At 35.3% G+C, this 21975-nt stretch carries 16 protein-coding genes, 2 pseudogenes and 2 riboswitches; of the genes and pseudogenes, 6 read left to right on the forward strand and 12 right to left on the reverse strand.

All coding sequences use genetic code 11. From position 1 onward, the window contains the following. Positions 1-320 precede the first annotated feature (320 nt). The 10 genes from ACLBWW_RS27965 to ACLBWW_RS28010 all read right to left on the reverse strand — a co-directional run bounded on the left by ACLBWW_RS27965 (position 321) and on the right by ACLBWW_RS28010 (position 15783). On the reverse strand, positions 321-1826 hold the full coding sequence (locus ACLBWW_RS27965; protein ID WP_447614385.1) for an ATP-binding protein: 1506 nt from the start codon (positions 1824-1826) through the stop codon (positions 321-323). After that, positions 1810-2511, reverse strand: a complete 702-nt coding sequence (locus ACLBWW_RS27970) for a response regulator transcription factor (RefSeq protein ID WP_087981820.1) — start codon at positions 2509-2511, stop codon at positions 1810-1812. The genes ACLBWW_RS27965 and ACLBWW_RS27970 overlap by 17 nt, the downstream gene beginning before the upstream one ends. A gap of 144 nt (positions 2512-2655) precedes the next feature. After that, complete coding sequence (locus ACLBWW_RS27975; RefSeq protein ID WP_000833103.1) at positions 2656-3981, reverse strand: NCS2 family permease; 1326 nt, start codon at positions 3979-3981, stop codon at positions 2656-2658. Positions 3982-4109: 128 nt separating this feature from the next. Next, positions 4110-4211, reverse strand: a riboswitch (purine riboswitch). A gap of 154 nt (positions 4212-4365) precedes the next feature. Then, entirely contained in the window at positions 4366-5904 is a 1539-nt protein-coding gene (gene guaA, locus ACLBWW_RS27980) for a glutamine-hydrolyzing GMP synthase (protein WP_132136588.1), read from the reverse strand. Between the two features lie 165 nt (positions 5905-6069). After that, positions 6070-6171, reverse strand: a riboswitch (purine riboswitch). Between the two features lie 473 nt (positions 6172-6644). Further along, on the reverse strand, positions 6645-7253 hold the full coding sequence (locus tag ACLBWW_RS27985; RefSeq protein ID WP_447614386.1) for a hypothetical protein: 609 nt from the start codon (positions 7251-7253) through the stop codon (positions 6645-6647). Then, the gene (locus ACLBWW_RS27990; RefSeq protein WP_447614387.1) at positions 7246-7746 is read right to left on the reverse strand and encodes a hypothetical protein; all 501 of its coding nucleotides are present in this window, start codon (positions 7744-7746) and stop codon (positions 7246-7248) included. Before ACLBWW_RS27990 ends, ACLBWW_RS27985 begins: the two co-directional genes overlap by 8 nt. A gap of 744 nt (positions 7747-8490) precedes the next feature. Then, complete coding sequence (locus ACLBWW_RS27995) at positions 8491-10560, reverse strand: AIPR family protein (protein ID WP_447614388.1); 2070 nt, start codon at positions 10558-10560, stop codon at positions 8491-8493. A 3-nt stretch (positions 10561-10563) separates the two neighbouring features. Further along, positions 10564-11460 carry a PD-(D/E)XK motif protein gene (locus ACLBWW_RS28000; RefSeq protein ID WP_447614389.1) on the reverse strand — a complete coding sequence of 299 codons (897 nt, stop codon included), beginning with the start codon at positions 11458-11460 and terminating at the stop codon, positions 10564-10566. A 14-nt stretch (positions 11461-11474) separates the two neighbouring features. Then, positions 11475-14381, reverse strand: a complete 2907-nt coding sequence (locus ACLBWW_RS28005; RefSeq protein WP_447614390.1) for a Z1 domain-containing protein — start codon at positions 14379-14381, stop codon at positions 11475-11477. Beyond that, positions 14314-15783: an ATP-binding protein gene (locus ACLBWW_RS28010; RefSeq protein ID WP_447614391.1), complete on the reverse strand. Its 1470-nt coding sequence runs from the start codon at positions 15781-15783 to the stop codon at positions 14314-14316. The genes ACLBWW_RS28005 and ACLBWW_RS28010 overlap by 68 nt, the downstream gene beginning before the upstream one ends. Before the next feature lie 208 nt (positions 15784-15991). Here ACLBWW_RS28010 and ACLBWW_RS28015 point away from each other — a divergent pair. The 4 genes and pseudogenes from ACLBWW_RS28015 (at position 15992) to ACLBWW_RS28030 (ending at position 18110) form a co-directional block, all read left to right on the forward strand. After that, a pseudogene (locus ACLBWW_RS28015) lies at positions 15992-16608 on the forward strand (DNA cytosine methyltransferase). A 13-nt stretch (positions 16609-16621) separates the two neighbouring features. Then, on the forward strand, positions 16622-16861 hold the full coding sequence (locus ACLBWW_RS28020) for a hypothetical protein (protein ID WP_447614392.1): 240 nt from the start codon (positions 16622-16624) through the stop codon (positions 16859-16861). A gap of 12 nt (positions 16862-16873) precedes the next feature. Beyond that, a pseudogene (locus tag ACLBWW_RS28025) lies at positions 16874-17017 on the forward strand (hypothetical protein); the annotation flags it as partial. Positions 17018-17066: 49 nt separating this feature from the next. Continuing rightward, on the forward strand, positions 17067-18110 hold the full coding sequence (locus ACLBWW_RS28030; protein WP_447614393.1) for an HNH endonuclease: 1044 nt from the start codon (positions 17067-17069) through the stop codon (positions 18108-18110). A 561-nt stretch (positions 18111-18671) separates the two neighbouring features. Here ACLBWW_RS28030 and groL read toward each other — a convergent pair. Beyond that, positions 18672-20306, reverse strand: coding sequence for a chaperonin GroEL (gene groL / locus ACLBWW_RS28035; protein WP_001029984.1), 1635 nt, complete (start codon positions 20304-20306; stop codon positions 18672-18674). Positions 20307-20344: 38 nt separating this feature from the next. Next, on the reverse strand, positions 20345-20629 hold the full coding sequence (gene groES, locus ACLBWW_RS28040; RefSeq protein WP_000917306.1) for a co-chaperone GroES: 285 nt from the start codon (positions 20627-20629) through the stop codon (positions 20345-20347). A 401-nt stretch (positions 20630-21030) separates the two neighbouring features. Between groES and ACLBWW_RS28045 the strand changes: the two genes are divergently transcribed. Then, entirely contained in the window at positions 21031-21780 is a 750-nt protein-coding gene (locus ACLBWW_RS28045) for a CPBP family intramembrane glutamic endopeptidase (protein WP_048542999.1), read from the forward strand. After that, positions 21777-21971 carry a YdiK family protein gene (locus ACLBWW_RS28050; RefSeq protein ID WP_098152247.1) on the forward strand — a complete coding sequence of 65 codons (195 nt, stop codon included), beginning with the start codon at positions 21777-21779 and terminating at the stop codon, positions 21969-21971. The genes ACLBWW_RS28045 and ACLBWW_RS28050 overlap by 4 nt, the downstream gene beginning before the upstream one ends. The last annotated feature ends 4 nt before the right edge of the window (positions 21972-21975 follow it).

Here is a 21975-nt window from a genome sequence, read left to right on the forward strand (position 1 = left end):
GAGCCAGGATCAAACTCTCCAATAAAGTTAGTTTGTCTAGCATCTAAAAATAAAAATTGACGTTTCACGTTGTTTGTTTCGTTCAGTTTTCAAAGAACTGCTTGGTCGCTCATTTGCGACTCCCTTATGTTAACATCTTCATCTTTCAATGTCAACTAAGTTTTTCATTTCGTTTGCCGCGTTCTGCGTTATTGCATCGGCGACTTGTCCTATATTACACCTCTAACCTACAATCGTCAACATGTTTTTCTAAAAAAATATAAAAAGGCTTATTTCTTTTAAAATAAGCCTTTTTTATCATATACCATTCTATTCATTTATTATTTTTCTATAATTGGTAACGAGACGATAAAATGAATAGTACCATCCTTATATTCAGCTCGAATACTACCACCTTGTAATTCAACAATACTTTTCGCAATTGCCAATCCAAGCCCCGATCCTTCTGTTACTCTACTTCGGGATTGATCTTTCTTATAAAAACGTTCAAACAAACTCCCTAGTTCTTCTCTCGTAAACTCTTCACTATGATTCGCAATTACAATTTGTATTTCCCGGCGCTGCCTCTGAAGAGAAACTTTTATCTCCCCATCATCTTTACTATACTTAATCGCGTTCATTAATAAATTATCAAATACACGAACCATCTTTTCCGAATCAACCGCTGCATAGGCACGTTCCTCAGGAAACTTCTTAACAAACGTAAGTCCATGCTCTTCTGCTTGCGGTACTAACTCTTCTATTAATTGCTCGAGTAACTCATTTATACAAACCTCTTGTTTTTCTAATATAACTTGCTCATTTGTTAACTTCGTATACTCAAATAAATCTTCTATTAAATTCTTTAACTGCTCCGACTTCGCAAAAGCAATTCTCGTATATTCATCATGTTGTTCTTTATTTTCATATTTAGAATCTCGAAGTAATCGTAAATAACCCATAATAGAAGTAAGTGGTGTACGTAAATCGTGAGATACATTCGTAATAAGCTCGTTCTTTTGCTTCTCTAATTTACGTTCCTTTTCTATATTATTCATAAGCTCTTCTGCCATATTATTAATATTCTCAGTTAAAGACGCAATTTCGTCCTCACCTTTCTTCTCAATACGATACGCTAAGTTACCTTTTTCTATTTCCTTTACACCTTGTGCCATCGCTTCAATCTGCTTCATCTTTCTCTTTGTTATATAGAAGAAAGAGAAAATAAATACGAGTACACCTATGAAAAATGGAAACGGCCCTTCTTGCGTATCATATCTCACTTCACCTCCCGGAATCCCACTAACAAACATGTATAAATTCTTATCTTCTATTGTAATAGGTACAAAAGCTATAAATTCTTTCCTTGTATTTTCAAATGCATCTTGGCCATTTGAATAGTTGATTGCAAATGATGCTGCATTACGAATTGTATTGTGCAAATCAATTTGTTCTTCTTGTGCCTGCTTCGTCTTATATACAACTTTGCCGCTCTCGTCAGTAACCAGTACTTTTAAAGCTCTAGATCCTCGTTCTAAATTTTGGTTCTCCATTTCGATCATATTGGATATAGCTTCTAATTTATTTTCATGAACCGAGCTATTTGCTGCTCTTTGAGCTTGGTGATTAATTTGTTCCATACCAGCTCGATAATCGATAGTCGCTTGACGATTCGCATTCTCAAAAAATGGCGCAGCTCCCTTTGCAAAAAAAAGCCCTAATAATGCACAAGCAGTAAACGCAGTAATAAGTTGAATTCGTATACTCCGTTTCACACTTCTCACTATCTTTCCAATTAATTCTCGAATTTTCCTAACATAAGTAACGGGATTAAATATCTTTTTCAATCTTATACCCCACTCCCCATACTGTTTTTATATATATTGGCTTCCTTGGATTCTCCTCAATCTTTTCACGCACTTTCCGAATATGAACCATTACCGTGTTATCCGACTGGAAAGATCTTTCGTTCCAAACCTTTTCATAAATTTGTTCCGCGCTAAAGACCATCCCCGGATTACGAGCCAGTAATTCTAAAATCGAAAATTCCCTCGGAGTCAGTTTCACTTCTTCTCCATCTACAATGACTGTATGGGTTGAGATGTTTATCTTCATCTCTCCAATTTCTAGCTCGTCCTCATTTTGAAGAGCAAAACCATTCATCTTCATATAACGACGTAACTGAGATTTAATTCTTGCGATTAACTCTAACGGATTAAATGGTTTCGTTACGTAATCATCTGCACCTGTTGTTAATCCTAAAATTTTATCCATATCTTGCGTTTTCGCCGAAAGCATAATAATAGGCATTTCTTTCGATTCTCTTACTTTCATACACATATGAATACCATCTACCTTTGGCATCATAATATCTAATACGACTAGATGTACTTCATTTTCTTCTAATAAACGTAACCCTTCTTCTCCGTCTCCTGCTTGCAACACTTTATATCCTTCATTCTTTAAATAGATTGTAATAAGATTTCGAATTTCTTTTTCATCATCTACGACAAGTATTGTTTCGTGCGCCACAATATCTCCCCCATCACTTTTTTAATCCCTAACTTCTATTATAGGAAAACTTCTGAAGAAAAACGCTCGGAAATCCTTAAGATTTTCTGAAGACGCAAAAAAGGTCTAGACTCCCCTTAAGTCTAGACCTTTCAAAAACCCCTTTTATTTACGAACGTAGATGAAATATAGTACGAATAAAACTCCCATAACATACATAATTGGATGAATCTCTTTACGACGACCACTTACTACCATTGTAATTGGATAGAAGATAAACCCGATTGCAATCCCTGTCGCAATACTATACGTAAGCGGCATTGAAATGATTGTAAAGAATGCTGGTACTGCAATCTCGAATTTCTTCCAATCAATTTCGCCTAAAGATGAAACCATCAAGATTCCTACAATAATTAATGCTGGCGCTGTTACAGCTGGTGTTACAACGCTTAATAATGGCGAGAAGAATAGTGCCAGCAAGAAGAATCCTGCTGTTACAACTGCTGTAAATCCAGAACGTCCACCCGCTGCTACCCCAGCAGAAGATTCAATGTAAGACGTTGTTGTTGATGTACCTAAGATTGCACCAATTACAGTTGCAATCGCATCTGCAAATAATGCTTTTCCTGCACGTGGTAATTTATTGTTCTTCATTAATCCAGCTTGATTCGCAACCGCTACAAGTGTACCTGCTGTATCAAAGAAATCGATGAAGAAGAACGTTATAATAACAATTACCATTTGAACAGTGAAAATGTCTCCGAAGTGCGTTAATGCCACACCGAACGTTGGTTCTAGACTCGGTATTGCTCCCACTACAGCTTTTGGAGTATCAATTAATCCTGTCGCTACTCCTAAGATTGCTGTAAGAATCATACCGTAGAACACTGCACCATTAACTTTCTTAATCATGAAGATGATTGTCGTAACAACCCCGAAGATTGCTAGTAACGTTGTGCCCTTTGTTAAATCCCCCAATCCAACAAGAACAGCATCATTTTTCACGATAATTCCAGCATTTTGGAATCCAAGAAAGGCAATGAACAATCCGATACCTGCCGCTACCGCAAACTTTAACTCTGTTGGAATTGCATTAATGATTTTTTCACGAATACCTGAAGCTGTAAGAATAATAAAGATAATACCTGACATTAACGTTCCAGCAATTGCTGTTTGCCACGGAATACCCATCGTTAACACTGCCGTATAAGCAAAGAACGCGTTAATTCCCATCCCCGGCGCCAAAGCAATCGGATACTTCGCGAAAATACCCATAATTAACGAACCAATTGCCGCTGCTAATGCTGTAGCAACGAATACTGCACCTGGATCCATTCCTGTACCTGCTGGTAACCCTTTAACATTTCCAAGTGACAGCGTAGCAGGATTGACAAATAATACATAAGCCATAGATAAAAATGTCGTTAAACCTGCTATGAACTCTGTTTTATAATTTGTACCGAGTTCATCAAACTGAAAATAGCGTTTCATCTTACGTTTCCCCCGTTATATGATTACTCGCCGTAATCTCCCTAGCCCTCTTTTATCTATTAAAAATAAAAAAGGCTTCCATTGCATATACATGGAAGCGTTCTATGAATAAAGATAAGATTCCCCTCACCTTTATAAAAACGCCTCGTAGTCAAGCCATTTACGGTAGCTAGGTAGAAACTTTCGGGCCATATCCCCGATATTATACGACGGCATAATATTCACTTTTTGTTTAAATTACATACTCATATTAACTCGGTGAAGTAGTTTTGTCAATTTAAAAACGAACATTTTTATAAACTTTTATATTTTCGTTCGTATTAATGACGAAAATATAAAAGATCCATCTACGCATGTGCAATAGATGGATCTTTTTTTATAATACTATTCCCACTCAATAGTTGCTGGTGGCTTACTTGTTATATCATACACGATACGGTTAACGTGTTTTACTTCGTTTACGATACGTACAGAGATTTTCTCTAATACGTCCCAAGGGATACGTGCCCAGTCAGCTGTCATACCGTCGATAGATGTTACTGCGCGGATACCTACTGTGTAATCGTAAGTACGCTCGTCACCCATAACACCTACGCTACGCATACCAGGAAGCGCAGTGAAGTATTGCCAAACTTCACGGTCTAAGCCCGCTTTAATAATTTCTTCACGTAAAATCGCATCAGATTCACGAACGATTTCTAATTTCTCTTCTGTGATTTCACCTAATACACGAATACCAAGACCAGGGCCTGGGAATGGTTGACGCCATACGATTTCATCAGGAATTCCTAGTTCTGATCCTAATACACGTACTTCATCTTTAAATAACGTGTTTAAAGGCTCGATTAATTTGAACTGCATGTCTTCTGGAAGACCACCAACATTATGGTGAGATTTAATTGTTTGTGCAGTTGCTGTACCACTTTCAACGATATCTGTGTAAAGTGTACCTTGTGCTAAGAAGTCCATACCTTGTAATTTAGAAGCTTCATCATCAAATACGTAAATGAATTCATTACCGATGATTTTACGTTTCTGTTCTGGATCTTCTACACCTTTTAACTTGTTCATGAAGCGTTCTTGTGCATCCACTTTAATAACGTTCATGTGGAAGCCTTCGCTGAATGTTTTCATAACGCCTTCAGCTTCACCTTTACGAAGTAAGCCGTGGTCAACGAAAATACATGTTAATTGATCGCCGATAGCTTTATGAATTAATACTGCTACAACAGAAGAGTCTACACCGCCGCTAAGTGCGCATAGTACTTTTTTGTCTCCAACAGTTTCACGGATTTTCTCTAATTCTACTTCGATAAAGTTCTCCATGTTCCATCCTTCAGAACAACCACATGCGCCGAATACGAAGTTTTTAATTAAATCGTTACCGTGCTCAGAGTGACGTACTTCTGGGTGGAATTGTACACCGTATAAGTTTTGCTCTTCATTGCTCATGCCAGCAATTGGACAAGACTCACTTGTTGCATCTACTACGAATCCTTCAGGTAAACCAGTTACTAAGTCACCATGACTCATCCATACAACTTGCTCTTCTGGAAGGTTCGTATATAATTTTGATTCGTTCTCTACTTTAAGAACAGCTTTTCCGTACTCACGGTGATTTGCACGTTCTACTTTACCACCGAAGTGTTGTGTCATAAGCTGCATACCGTAACAAATACCGAAGATCGGTAATCCTAGTTCAAAGATTTTTTCATCACAATGTAATGCGCCTTCACCGTATACACTATTTGGTCCACCAGAGAAGATAATCCCTTTTGGATTCATTGCTTTAATTTCTTCCGCAGTAATTGTATGTGGATGAAGTTCACTGTATACACCGAACTCACGAATTCGACGTGCTATTAACTGATTGTACTGACTCCCAAAATCTAAAACGATAATTGTATCATGCTGCTTCTTCAAAATAATCACCCCAACGTTAGTTCTCGTATATAAATATTTTCACCAATTTAGCGAAAAGCATTACCAATATAATAAAAAAAGCCAGTCCTCCGCCTCTAGTCTCATAACAAAGAAAAGGCAGGGGTCTGGCTTTATAAAGAAAGATAGTCTTCCGCTCTTTATAAATATAAGACACACTGCCTTCATAGTCAGGTTGTTTACGGTAACCCGGTAGAGACTCTCAAACCTTATCTTTGAGGATATATGAAGGATCGTTTTATATTATCTTCCTAGATTCTAACAATGAAGTGTCGGTATGGTCAAGAGAGAAAGCGACAAAATTCTACAGAAATTAATTTCTTTCCCACTAAAACACAAAAAACATTTCCATATAGAAATGTTTTTTGTGTTTTATCCTATTATTCAACTTTTTTCTGTTGTTTTCTACCCATTAATCGTGTAACACCATTTTTCATTACAAATACTCCGTATCCAACAAATAAAAAAATAACGGGCAAAATGTCAAAACGATACCTAGTTTGAACTTCGACAAACAAATGAATAACCATATATCCATCAAACAAAATATATAAAAGAGGATATATTGAATCATTTCTTCTATATAATGAAATGGTACCAAACGCAAATATACAACATGTAATATACATAAGCCTTTCATATTTTGTCAGCATTTGTTGTAAGTATGGTTTATTCAGTTCCCCCCACTCCAAAGCCCAACCAGGTGCATCATCAGGATTACTTCACATTTTTTCAACTTTCAATACAAGTAATTGACGAACTTTCCCTTTGTCCTTCAATCTGTCCTTGATCAAAGCAATGGAAGCATCATTTCTTTCCTTCCCAAGTTTAAATTGACTAAGGTAAACAACATCTGGCTGATTCCATCCACCAATCGAATCATAATTGAATCCCACAACAAATTTCCAATATGGCATTTGGTTCGACAATGGTTTTTTCGCTAATCCCGTGTTCATTAAGAAAATACTTACAATTTGCATCACTAGAAAATATACAATCACTATTCCCACTAATTTTTTTACGTAGTTAAACGTTTCTTTTTTTCTAAACGGAAGTATCTTATAAATTAATACATAAACAAAAACCGCCAATAAAAAGAAACTTCCTAACGGCCTCATAGTATTTCCAATGCTTAACAGTAACCCTGTTAAACCCCAACCATATTTAGTTGAAAAACCTTTTGTAATTAAAACATACAGTCCTAAAAAAAAGAAAAAGGTAGAAATATATTGATTTATTAATACAGAGCTATAGATAATATTAGGTATGTAAAACGCGTAAAATATTGCCGCAGTTCTCGCACTGTATTCATTAAAAATGGTTTTACCCATAAATAATCACGGCAGTACCTACGCTCCAAAAAATATTAAATAACTTCAATATAAACAGATGGTTACCAAAATTTTTTATTAACATAGCCTCATAATATGTGAATCCCAATTGGTATGTCCAACTCATATAGTATTCATCTGTAATAAATGCAAAATTACCCTTTACAGCTTGTTGAGCACTTTCATACATTACAGAAAAATCCGAGATAGGTACTGTTTTTTCAAAAATGATCCATAACAACCTAATTGCAAAGGCCGCAACTATGAGAATAAGCAAAAATTGATTAACTGTTAAAAAACGATTTGCTAAAAATGATATTATTCCGAGCACCAAAATAGTTGCTACTATCTCCAGAATTAACACAGCGACCGAGGAATAGGTAGATTTCTCTATTTGAAATGAATTATAAAGTGTAATGACAAACATCGCCAAACCACATACTACTAATATTTTCGAAAAAATGTTTCTACCCAAATTTTCTTTAATCTGCATTATATACCTCACTAACTAGGCTACCGCCATCTTCTCTCATAGACAATAAGAACTAGGAGACTTATTATATCGACTAAAAAATAAGAAAAATCCCTTTTGACTGTATCATAAATGTTAAAAGAATTATATATTCAATTGGAATTATATTGAATATTACCGTAATAAAAGAAACTTGAATATTCCCCTCCATATTATGTGAGTCAGTAGTAAAATAATACCCATTTTTCAATTTCATACTTTGACATCCTGGACAACTTTTATTCAACCCATGAGGGGATACAGTTTTTTTAAAAATATAATAAAATCATTTTGACACGTTGCCTAAAAGTGCTGATACTCAATAAACAAGAGGTTTTCAGGTTTTCAAAATGCAATTATCAGCAATTAATAGAAAGGTAGTAAAAAGAGAACTAGCAGACTACAAGTTGTGGGGGGGCATATAATAGCCCATCGAAATTTAACTCCTCGTGCAACATTCTAGTTTATGGAATTTGATAAGTTTGATTTCGATCTCTTAATTACGCACAACATAGCCATTTCTAAATCAATTAGATTTTTAAGCCATGCGAAACTTCTAAAGCTAATTGGTAATAGCATCGTAGTAAATGTTTTGGAACAATTCTTTATGGAAGTACATGAGATAAATAATCTTCTTTGCACACTACAACCTGGTTCTATTTAAGCTTAGACGCCTTCATTTCATATAAAATATAAAAGAGATGACTTATTTATCATCCATTCTCCTTATTTTGGGAAACTTTCAATCCTTGCTTTTTCAAGTAATTGCAAAATTTTTGCCGCTTGTTTATCCGACGGTACTTTACCTTCTTCAATTTCCATAGCCAGTTTTAAGAAACTCACATCCTGAGTATTCCAAATTTTTTCTCGGACACCCCAATTGTAAACTTCCTTCCAAAAAGCAGAACCATATTCATAAACTTGAAGTAAAGCATTCATTTGATTAGCCTTTTTTTGCTCCTTAACAGCACTGTCTTCTTGTGTAATCACGTATTTTTTATTAACCAACTGAGTAACAAATTCTTTTTCATATTCAAAATCTATCTCTTTCGCCATCGTCCAAGATATCTCACGTTTCGCCCATTCCGTAACATTTTCAACTGTACGATCCTCACGAGTCAAGTGTTGATACATTAGATATGACACTTTTTGAATTTGTTTTATCCATCCATAAGGTAAATCTTGATCTTTCCAAATTTGCTGAAAATCAATTGTTGATTCAGGGAAGTCTCTTTCAACTTTGTAAATAATTAATGATAGTGTATAAGCAACAATATTTGCTTTATAGCTATCATACCAATCTTGATTTCGTACAATATTATCTGCTTTTTTGAACAGGATACATAATGCAATTACTTTGCGATAGAATTCATCGTTTACAAAGTCAGAGTTCTTATCCCACTGTTTAATCATCCATTCACTAAATTTGTTAAAACTCATTTGAGATCCAGCGCTTGCGATATGTGGTTTTTGAAGATATATGTTATAGTATTTTGCTAGATCAATCTTTTTGAACATTTGACTCTTAGGATATCGCGATTCAAAATTCTTTTTAAAGGAATCTGTTGATTTATATGTTTCTTGTCTGTATTGTCCATTTGTACGTTCGTAATACCATGATTTTCCAAATTGGATTCCTCCTACCGCTGGCGCATGGATCCTTCTTGAAAGCTCTTCAACTTTTATATGGAATGGATGGTTAGATGCTAGATCAGCGTCACTTACCTTATTCTGACTATTTGCAAATCTTGAAATATTTGGTATTAATTCTTCTGCTGATTTTTTGGAAACAACCGAGAGTTTCATCGGAACGAAAATCCTCTTTATCTGATTACGAGAATTCAGTTTTATATCATTTTCCCATGCATTTGCAAGGGAAGCTGTTGTTTGTCCACCATTTACAATCTGTAATGATTTAAAACCTGTAATAACCTTCCCGCCTGGCTCTTCCGAGATATCAATTGTTTCTGCAGTTGCAGCAATACCATTGTTATAAGCAAAGAACATTTCAGGATTGTTTAAAATTGTATTCCTAATACCTTTATTAACCTTTCCTTTGGATTGTAAGAACGAACGAACATTTCCTTCAAGCAATCTTGACTGATACTTATTATACATTCTAGCCAATAGCTCTCCCGGAATATTACACAGATACGCTTGGTAATCATCCGTTTTGGAAGTTGGAAGTATCGAAATCCCCTCCGCTTGAAAATCCTCCCAAAGATCAATAATTAAGGGTTCTTTACCATTTGCAGATTCATCAATTAATTTCATTCGGGAAATATCATAAATTGAGTAATTTACTCGAACACTATTTTCAAGTGTGCTATCAATGATATTAATTGTATTTGATTTCAAGTAATCCGTTAATATGATTATTTCAAGAACATTAATCTCAATTTTCTTGTTCAAGATATCATAAGCCAAACCATATCCTTCTGAGCTCTCTTCTGCTTCTAAAATAATTTTTTCCACATCAAAATAAAAATATTTGGCCCGATTAAATAATGAATTGGCATCAGTCATGGTTAATGTCTTATCTTCATAGTATGCCAAAGAAGGTATGATGAAGAGTGTCAATTTACTATCTAACTCGTTGTAAACATATCCATCAATCTGAATTGATCGGTTGCGACTGCCTTTACCTTTAAAATGAAGATAGTGGAAGTCCTCTATGATTTCAGACTGTTCAAGCTTCTCGCAATATATTTGAAAAAGCGACTCACGATCCGACATATCATCAGATACAGCTTGTGCTTTCAGTTCGTTTACTAATTTCTCTCTATATGAATCCATTAGTTATACCTCAACTTTAAATTGCTTTATTTCAGGCAAAAAAAGATCATACTCAATATTCGTTATCGCCTTACCTAATTCAACATTTGATATTTGAGGGAAGCTTCCGTTGACTTCATAGAACGCAATTCCATGGAACTCCAAGTTTATTTCCTTATACTTTTCATCCGGAACAAAATTTAGATTAGCTAATTTTCTTTCGAACTCGACTTGCAAACTCAGTGTTGGAATTAAACTACTAATTCTTTGATACAAGTCGAACAGGTTAGTGGATTTTGGATTTGCTAAACTGCTTTTTTCATAAGATACAACGGTCAAATATCCAATATTATTAGAAACAAGTTGCGACTTACTGTTTAAATGAATTGTATCTTTGTTTAATGATTTCGTCTTTACCTCAAACCATGTATTATCTATATTAAAATCCTTATCAGCCCCTATTGGACCACACCAAGATTTCAAACTATCGTTTATCCCATATTTTTCAACCATGAATTCACTTATAAAATATAACTCACCTGCTAACCCCACTACTTTGCTAAAATCGAGACTTGACGTTACACCTTGTTCAAACAGCGTTTTCCATTCAACAAAACGCTGCATGAACATCCTTTCTGCAACTACCGAAATGCTTGCATCACGGACAGTATCAACCAAATCAAAAACAAGCTTATTAAAAACTCCAAGGTATCGTTGTTCCGCAATCGAGACTATCAACGCCCACAAGCCATCCTGCCTTTTATTATAATCATAGATTAGATACTTGCTATTATTATTAAATTTAGGCTTTTTCGACAGCTTAACAAACATACTCGTCCTACCTTTATTGTCCAATCCTAGATATATCCCGAAGTTCTCAGTCTTTGGTATTCGCTTATATTTATTTTCTTCAACAATCATGTTCAAACTCCTCGCTAATCATCTAATGCATCAACATCATCTTCGTCATATGCCTCGTCCCAATCGAACTGACTAGAGCTACCTTCTATAAGCTCCATTTGATAGACTTTGTTCACCACATACTCATAGGTTACGGATTGTACCCCTTGAATATCAGGGATACCTATACTTATACCCGTAATTAATTGGTCGTCCAATGAATCAATATATCCATCCACTTCAGGATCTACACTTTTTGAGCCCAATAACTGTACAGGGTAAATAACTATTAGTGGGTTGCGTGAAATTCCTGTATTAAAGTACATATTTTGAGTCGGAGCTTTTTGACCACCTTTCTTGTTTCTTTTGCCATTCAAAAGATCCTTCACACTATTTTCGATTAATTCCATTTCCTTTTTCATGAGTCCGGCCAAAGCGTAATCTGTGGAACCTAGCCTTTTCTTGGATTTAGATATTCTGACGTAGTGCCCAGTTCCGAAGAAATCAAACGAACGAGTAATTGGATAAATAGTAATTTCTCCAAACACTTTGGGTTCTTCATCCTTCTTAGTCCGATTAGTTGCTACAACAACGTCCCATTTATCAAATATTTTTGATGCACTTTTCTTAATTTCACTCACAAGGATACTGTCTTTTGAAAATTCATTCATGTATGGATATTCTACAAGTGTCAACAGATCAATTATTGCTTCTTTTGGAACATCTTTAAACGTTGGTTTTTGACGCCCAAGTTTTGAAACATCTTCAAAAAGATATCTTTTGTTATTCACTAGCCAACGCTCAATGACATTGTTATTCGCCTCTATTTCTTCTTTCTTGGAGGGAAGAATCGCTGTCTCGATCATTCGGCCATTCAATTGTCGTACAAGTTCTATTTGTTCGGAATGCCTCATCTTATTTCTTGCAGTTACAATTAATGGCGTATCTTCAGCAGAACGTACACGTAGTCCAAAATCTATTGGACGTTTATTTTCTCTAGACATCCGTTTAATTTCATTTCGCAATTCTTCAGTAGCTTCTGCGATATGTTCATACCATCCAGCAGACTCACTTGATGTCCAAAGTCTACACAAATCGGAATATCCGTCACGATAGCCAAACCATCTTCCCATTTGCATTAGCGTGTCATACATTTTTGTATTTCGATAGAAATAACTTATAGTTAACCCTTCAAGTGTAAGTCCACGTGCAAGGCTCAGGCCTCCAATTGCGATTAAGCGTAATCCGTCTTCATACTCATCATAATTCATTCTTTGAGATGCTGATCCACTATTTACTGTATGAACTTGAATTGGACTTACAGCCTTATAAAGTACTTGTTTTACGTCATCCCAGTTTTCTTCAATTTCTTTTTTATTAAAGGACTCATCTCCGTAAATAGCACAATTCTCTTCACCAAACTCCTTATCAAAAAGGTCGTGTAATTCTTTAATGAAAGGCTCTTCAGTTTCAGAAAGTGCATAGTTTTTAATCTGTTCTTTTGCGAAATTGAAGTAATTTTTCACCTGCTCTTGAACAACTTTTTGAACGCTAATAAATCTTGATACGTGAATTAGCATAGATCGATGTTTCTTTTCTTGACCACGTAAATCACGAACAGCATTAGCGAGTAAGAACAACAGTATAGATGTCTTAAGAGACTCAGGAAGTGTTGGAATTTTAGTACCATTTTTGTGTTTCAACTCCAAGATCTTTTCCATATCGTCATTGTAGCGAATCATGTAATGGTATTGCCCATTCTCACTATACATTTCCATTGGACCAACATAGTTTGAAGGTTGCTCTAGTAAGTAAATAAAATCTTTTGGAAATAGATCATTTTTTGTTTCGACCTCTAACTGAGGATCAATAAAAATATTTGCAAAAGGAGTAGCTGTAAAGCCTACATAGCTATATTTCCTAAACAATTTCAACAAATCACGAATTCCATTATTAATTGCTGTCGGATCTTTATCCGGATCGTTAGTATTTACTGATGCGTTGTCTGCCTCATCATCAATTAACAACATTGGAAAATCGATCATACCTGTTGATTGTTCTGCATTCTTTCCCTTCAGCCAATTATGAAGCTTCTCTAAAATTGACTTATTCTTCTTAATTACGAAAATTACTGGGTCAGCTACAGATGACAGTCTCATATTTAGACCCTTAAGGTCAAAATCCTTCTCGGTGGTAGTGAAGGATGCCACATTTATTTTATTGTTGTATTTCCCAGCGCCAAGATAAGCGTTTCTCTTATTCAATTTCTTGAATTCGATGAAATTACGACTGTCCATTCCAACAAAACCTTCATCTATACGTCCTTGTGTTTGTTTTCGTAGTTTCTCGATTGTACCAGTCAACAAAATGATTACTTTGTATCCACTGTCAGCTGCTTTATTTATTAAAGCCGTATAATTCGAAGTTTTCCCAGACTGAACAGAGCCAATAATTAGCCCCTTACGTTGAAAATCTGTTTTTGATAGCGGATCACCAAGAACGTCCATAATATCTTCAGAAGCTTCATCAATCTTGTTGATAACAATTTGTGGCAAGTTCACATCATTTATAAGATATCGACTATATCTATCCCAATATTCAGTTCCTCGATCAGCTTTGGAATTGTAATACCATTTCTTATAATTATCTTCTTTAAGAAGTGTCCCCGTATCCATAGTTATAGCGTATCTTTCCTCTAGATTTACTATAGCAGTATCAATATCCATTTGACTTATGTGTATTTCACCAAATTTCATTTGAGCTATTGGAACGATTGTCTGTACGGTTTGCTTAATTTGTTCCTCTGTAATTTCTTCTAGATTGTCTTTTGGTAACATAATACTCGCAAGATCTTCTATTGCTGCAACGATTTCATTACTCATTATATTCAAACTCCTTTTCCAACATCCGAATAACTTCCGGATACTTCTGAAACATATCAATTGAAGACAAACTTTTCAAATGCTTAATTTGCTCATCCTTATTTCTAGCTAATCCGTCTATCGTATTTTTGGCTAGTTCGTAAGCTTGTTCGACTTCAAGTATCTTATCCTCAAACTGTTCGTCTTGTGCTAGGTCGTAATAGACAGCAGAATACGGAAAGCTATCTTCAATACTCTTAATAAAACCGTCTAAAAGTTTGAACTGCTCATCATCTAAAGATTCTTGCAATACTTTAAAAATCGGTATATCACGATTCACCAAGTATTGCATTTTTTCACGATTCTCAATCTTATTCCAGATGTGTTGGTAACTATCTTGGGCAACTTTTCTTCCTCGATATCTATACACTCGCTCACTTTTACCAACCACACGAAGAACAATTTGTTTGAGTTGTTCTTTAATCATACTAGGGATTTGAGCAGATGATTTTTTTACATCTATTTTCCAATGCGTATCAATATTGTTTGGAAGATCAATACGCACTTTCGCAAGACGTTTAAGTTCCCCGTCACTTAATAAGCGGAACCATTTTCCCCAAACAATTAGTCGATTATTTCGATAAATATATAACCCCTGTTTTAAATTCAACTCTCTATATTCGTTTAGTAATTGTCTCTCCTTTGTTGATAACTTACTAATGAAAGGAGTAATAAATGGAGTAATTTTTATCGGTATCTTATCTATAAATAAAGTTTCTTCTTCAAGTTGCTGTGTAGCCCGATTAGACAACATATATGGATCAATTGGTTCAACTTTTCTATTATTGAAAAAAAGTTCGAAATATTGTTTGGATAATTTATTCTCTAAGAATCTATGAAAAACAAGCGACATGTGTTTATCTGCGAAATTTAACTTTTCATTGAACTCTCTATCAAATTCATTAGGAGATTCCGAAATTCTATCTATTTTTTCCCAAAGAACCACTGTTCCTGAATTATAGTTTTCTAAGTCAGATGTAAATCTAAGATTAGCTATTTGTTCTTCTGTATATCTTATCAGAGACCAATTTTCTGTTTTGTGAATATGGTCTAAATCCCAACACGCAGCTGAAAGTTTTCCTCGTTGTTTTGAGATTACGGTCAGTTTCCTACATTGCGACATAGAAGCCATTTTCAAACCTAAACCGAATCGTCCTAAATCAGTTGCTCCTCGTTCAACTAAAGAACTGCTACTTCCATATCGCATTGCTTTTTCAAGTTCAATATTTCCCATTCCGATTCCGTTATCAATTACAGCGACATAGGGAATATCCGAATTTGAAAATTTTACGTCCACGCGCTTTGCAAGATTACTGATTGAATTGTCAATAATATCTGCCATTGCCGTTTCAAAAGAGTATCCAATTGAACGTGTCGACTCCACTAAATTTGGTGCACAAGGAGTTAAAATTAAATCTTCCATTACATTACCATCCCGTTTATATCCATTTTTTATAAAAGCATATTTTCGAATAAGCTTACACTTGTAAGTTTCACCTTTTTTTTTAGTATACTATGAACAAGTAAAATATTGTAATTGTAAGGGGGAAATTCGAGTTAAATTTATGAAAAAACAAAAACCAACAGTCATTGACATGTTCTGTGGTTGTGGAGGTCTATCTCAAGGTTTCATGGAGGCTGGCTTTGAAGTACCTCTAGGTGTCGATAACAATGAGGATGCATTAACAAGCTTTACAGCGAATCACGGTAAAACAATTGCAATAGGCGGGTATTTATTCCAATGCTCCACAATTCCCCAAACGGCTAGTTTGACTGAAGGTAAACAAATCGATTTGTTTATTGGGGGCCTCCTTGCCAAGGCTTCTCATTGACAAGGGAACGCGCAGAAGATGATGAACGAAACACTCTATTTCAGGCTATGGTAAATGCAGCTGCATTCTTCCAGCCTAAGGTACTTGTTTTAGAAAATGTCCCTGGACTCGCTACTTTATATAATAGTAAAACTCGTGAAGCTATTATATAAAGTAGCGAATTAGGTTATACAGTAAATGATCAAATTCTATATGCACCAGATTATGACGTACCTCAAATTCGAAAACGTTTGTTTTTCGTCGGTCTTTTAAATGAAGAAGAATTCGAGTTTTCTAAACCTATTTTAACTCCAGATAAATATATTACATATGGAGATGTTATCAGTGATTTACATGACTTCACAATTAACCTTGGAACAGAAGTAAGCAAATATCATTGCCCTCCAAAAAGTCAATATCAAAAAAAAGATGCGTAAAAATTCTACTCAATTGTTTAATCATGTTGGTACAAAGCATTCTGATCTTGTTATTGATGTAATCTCACAAGTTCCCAAAGGAGGAAATCATAAAGATTTACCTTCTGGTGTAGGCGATAGTCATAAATTTAATGAGGCTTGGACACGTTATCATCGTAATAAACCTTCAAAGACAATTGATACTGGGCATCGAAATTACTTTCATTATGAGTTTAATCGCGTACCTATTTTACGTGAAAATACTAGGTTATAATCGTTTCCTGATGACTTCCGCCTTTTCGGAAACAAAACTCCACAATATATACAAGTTGGAAATGCTGTTCCTCCTTTATTTACTCAAAAGCTTGCATCTGCACTATTAGAATTTAGAAGTATCCAACCAAAAACTCCCCCTGTTACTCGGCAATAGAGGTAATTTTTGTTATAATTAATTTAATATTTACAACGGGGGGTATTTTATGACTTATTTAGTTAAACGTTTACAGCATCAAGAACTTGGTAGTATTAATGGTCCCAATGACACACCTTCTAGAGGGCGTTATCTACTTATGTCCAAAGACTCAGATTTTTCATCACATTTTCCATTCCTTTCACAAACAATTTTAAACGACTACAGAATACTTACTTTAATCCCTTTGTATAGAGAACGTTTTGAACGAAATTATTGTACATTCGTTTATAATAACGATAGATATCATGGGGGGGGCAATGGTGGGCGACCAAGAGACGAATACCGACTGTATTCGAATCGATTCCTAGAAGGTAATCAATGGTTATTCCGAAGAGACGATATTATTGTGTTAAAGCCTCAGATTTTACAACTTAATGATAACGGAGAAATAGTTGACGAAACTGTCTATTTTGCATATTTGGAAAATGATCATAATAGCGATTTATACAATCGATTAAGTAACGTAATAGATAATTCCCCAATTAGAGGGAATTATGCCGTTTTACATGAAGATATTCAAATTATAGAAGAAGGAATTTTAGAAATAATGCAGACTAGACCTGATTACATTAATGGAAATGAAGTTAATGAACCTGGTCTGATACAAGTATCAACTGATATCGTAACTCGTAACAATATTAGTCAAACTAATATTGATTCATTATTTTCAAATCAAGTAATGTTCCGAGATTTTGTTTCTGTCGGATATGAAAACTCTTGTGCCATAACCAGAAAAGTAATCACTTGTGGCGCCTTCAATAACTTACAAGCTGCTCATATTTACCCTCGTAGCCATGGAGGTAGTTTTAACCCTAATAACGGGATTCTAATGAATAGAGATTTACATTGGGCATTTGATACAGGATGCTTTACAATTAATGATAATTATACTATTCGAGTTCATCCACATGTAGAGAGTGAAATGCTACAGGCCTTAAATGGTCAAAGTATTTTTGTTCCTGCACAGGAATTTTTCAGGCCTTCGATTGATAATTTGCATTATCATCAACAAAATATATTTGGGGGTTTTTTAGATAGAGGGAGAATATGATTTCTTTATAATGATGATACTGAAAACATTTTGTATAACACAAAGATTTCTAACCATTAAGTGTTCCTTCCTAAATAAAAAAATAAACCCGAACTCGTAAATGAGTTCAGGTTTATTTTAGTCTTAATAACATTCTTGAAAATTGTACTTTCAATACTTATTTTTTTCTTTGAGCCAACTCTTATACAGCTTGATCTATATTCCCCATTTTTTATGGTATGTCATTCTTCTGCTATCTTAAAGGTTTTAAAACAGGTTCATACGTATTCGAAACCTTTACCTTCTCTTCCAAATATTGATAAGTCGCTTTGAATTTTCATGCCAAATATCAATATTATTCTTTTGTTTTAAATTCCCTCCGGCAATTCTGCCAATGGCATTCCGGTATTTAATGAAAGAAGAGGCCTCCCAACAGTTTAGCAAACTGATAAAAGACCTTCTCCTATAGTTAGCGTTTCTGTCATAGATTGCCCTGTTTTTTATAAAACGAGGACAAATTAGAGGACATGAAAAGCATATTATCATTTTAAACGTTGATATAACAAGGTTTTAAAACCCTTATTACATCATTCCGCCCATACCGCCCATGCCCATGCCGCCCATGTCAGGCATTGCTGGTGCATTTGGTTCTGGCTTGTCAGCAACTACAGCTTCAGTCGTTAAGAACATAGCTGCAACAGATGCTGCGTTTTGAAGTGCAGAACGAGTTACTTTAGCTGGATCTACGATACCAGTTTCAAGCATGTTAACCCACTCGCCAGTAGCTGCGTTGAAACCAACGCCTACTTTTTCGCCTTTTAGACGCTCTACAACTACAGATCCTTCTAGACCAGCGTTGATTGCGATTTGACGAACTGGCTCTTCTAGTGCGCGAAGTACGATGTTGATACCTGTTGCTTCGTCGCCTTCAGCTACGATAGAAGCTACTTTCGTGTATACGTTCATAAGTGAAGTACCACCACCTGCAACGATACCTTCTTCTACTGCTGCACGAGTTGAGTTAAGTGCATCTTCAATGCGAAGTTTGCGCTCTTTTAACTCAGTTTCAGTTGCTGCACCTACTTTAATTACTGCTACGCCACCTGCAAGTTTTGCAAGACGCTCTTGTAATTTTTCACGATCGAATTCAGAAGTAGTTTCTTCTAATTGCGCGCGGATTTGACCGATGCGAGCTTCGATTTGTTGTGAATTTCCGATACCTTCAACTACAGTTGTGTTTTCTTTCGTTACAACAACTTTACCAGCGCGTCCTAAAGATTCAATTGTAGCAGATTTTAAGTCACGACCTAATTCTTCAGTGATTACTTCGCCACCAGTTAAGATTGCGATATCTTCTAGCATTGCTTTACGACGGTCACCAAATCCAGGAGCTTTAACAGCTACTACATTGAATGTACCACGAAGTTTGTTCACTACTAATGTAGCTAAAGCTTCGCCTTCTACGTCTTCAGCGATGATAAGAAGTGGTTTACCTTGTTGTACCACTTGCTCTAATACTGGTAAGATTTCTTGGATGTTAGAAATCTTCTTATCAGTAATTAAGATGTATGGGTTATCAAGAACTGCTTCCATTTTGTCAGAATCAGTAATCATGTAAGGAGATGCATATCCACGATCAAATTGCATACCTTCTACTACGTCTAATTCTGTTGTAAATCCTTTAGATTCTTCTAAAGTAATAACGCCGTCGTTACCAACGCGCTCCATTGCTTCAGCGATTAATTGACCTACTTCTTCGTCAGCTGCAGAAATAGCAGCTACTTGTGCGATAGAAGATTTGCCTTCGATTGGTTTAGAAATCTCTTTTAATTCTGCAATTGCAGCAGTAACAGCTTTTTCGATACCTTTACGAAGACCCATTGGGTTCGCACCAGCTGTTACGTTTTTAAGACCTTCACGAATCATAGCTTGTGCTAATACAGTTGCAGTTGTTGTTCCGTCACCAGCTACATCATTTGTTTTGCTAGCAACTTCTGCTACTAATTTTGCACCCATATTTTCGAATGCATCTTCTAATTCAATTTCTTTTGCGATTGTTACACCATCATTTGTAATAAGTGGTGAACCGAATTTTTTCTCAAGTACAACGTTACGACCTTTTGGTCCAAGCGTTACTTTTACTGCGTTTGCAAGAGTGTCGACACCGCGAAGCATCGAACGACGTGCTTCTTCACTAAATTTAATATCTTTTGCCATAATAATTGACCCCCTTGAGTTTTTTAAGATTTATATAATTAACCGATAACTGCTAAAATGTCACTTTCACGTAAAATCAAGTAGTCAGTACCTTCGTATTTTACTTCAGTACCTGCATATTTTGAGAAGATGATAAGATCACCTGCTGCTACCTCTAAAGCAACACGCTCACCATTTTCAAGCACTCGACCAGTACCTACTGCAATAACTTTACCCTCTTGTGGTTTTTCTTTTGCAGTGTCTGGTAATACAATACCACTTGCTGTTTTTTCTTCCGCTTGAACAAGCTCAATTACAACGCGATCACCTAATGGCTTTAGCATGAACAATAACCTCCTCATTTTGTTATGTAAATTTTATTTATTAGCACTCAAGTCACTCGAGTGCTAACACACTTATAATAATAAATAATCTCAATTTCTTTTGCAAGTAAAAAAATCATAATTTTTTCGCAAATTAAGCTATACACTTTTCTATATAGAGTCCCTCTTCTTCTACCTTTACTATATGAATCGTTGTTTCCACTAATCGTATGTTACAATATGAAAGGACACCCTAAATTGTTTTCGCTATACACACAACTTTCTCCTGTCTTCTATTATAATTTCAAATAAGGATTTACGAAAAAAACATAATTTAAGCGAGGTTTATATCGTAGGTAGCATATTTACATGTTATCCTACCTTATCTCATACACTAGAGTTAGAAAGGATGGTTAAACCATTTGAAAAAACAATATTGGTGGGTTATCGTTACATACATTTTAATGCAGTTATCATCCATTGCTGGATTACCACTTCTGCTGAAAACTGGACTTTATGATAACAGGGGATTTTCTAGAGAAGAGAAATTTCAACTCATAACTGGCCACTGGGCAATCATTAGCTTCTTTATTGCATTATGTATCGTACTTTGGTTACTTAGAACAGATATTCGTGACAGACGTTTAGATACAATGCGCTCTACTGTTCCAGCTACGATTGGTTGGATTTTTATCGGGTTCTTCCTAGCATTTTTCTCACAAAGTATTGCCGGTATGATAGAAATGCGTGTATTAGGAATTAAACCTGGATCAGAAAATACAGCAAGACTTATGGATATCGCAAGAACGACACCTTGGTTCCTTATCGTTATCTCTATAATAGGACCTATTTTGGAAGAAATCGTATTTAGAAAAATTTTATTTGGTACACTTTATAAGAAGTTTAACTTCTTTATTGCTGCTATCATTAGTTCTCTTGTATTCGCAGCAATTCATTTTGATTTCACTCACTTATTGGTATACACTTCCATGGGACTCGTATTCGCCTTTTTATATGTAAAAACGAAGCGTATTATCGTCCCTATCGCAGCTCATGTTGCAATGAATACATTAGTTGCAGTTGCTCAAGTTTTAATGAGCAATGAACAAATTCAAGAAATGATTAAAGAAGCTGAAAAAATGCAAGGCTTTATCGGAGGATTTTTAGTATGAGGAACTCACCATTGTTCATGGCTGCATTGTACTTCCTTCTAGGATGTATCTTTACACGCTTCGCCATTACGAACGTAACAGATACAATCTGGAATATGTGGACAATACTATTTGCAGTTATGGCAACAATTGATTTTAATTTGGCACTTCGCCTTATATTAGTTAAATTCGCAAAGAAAAAACAACAATAAAACG

It is taken from the genome of Bacillus sp. M5A3_1b (genome assembly GCF_053345335.1).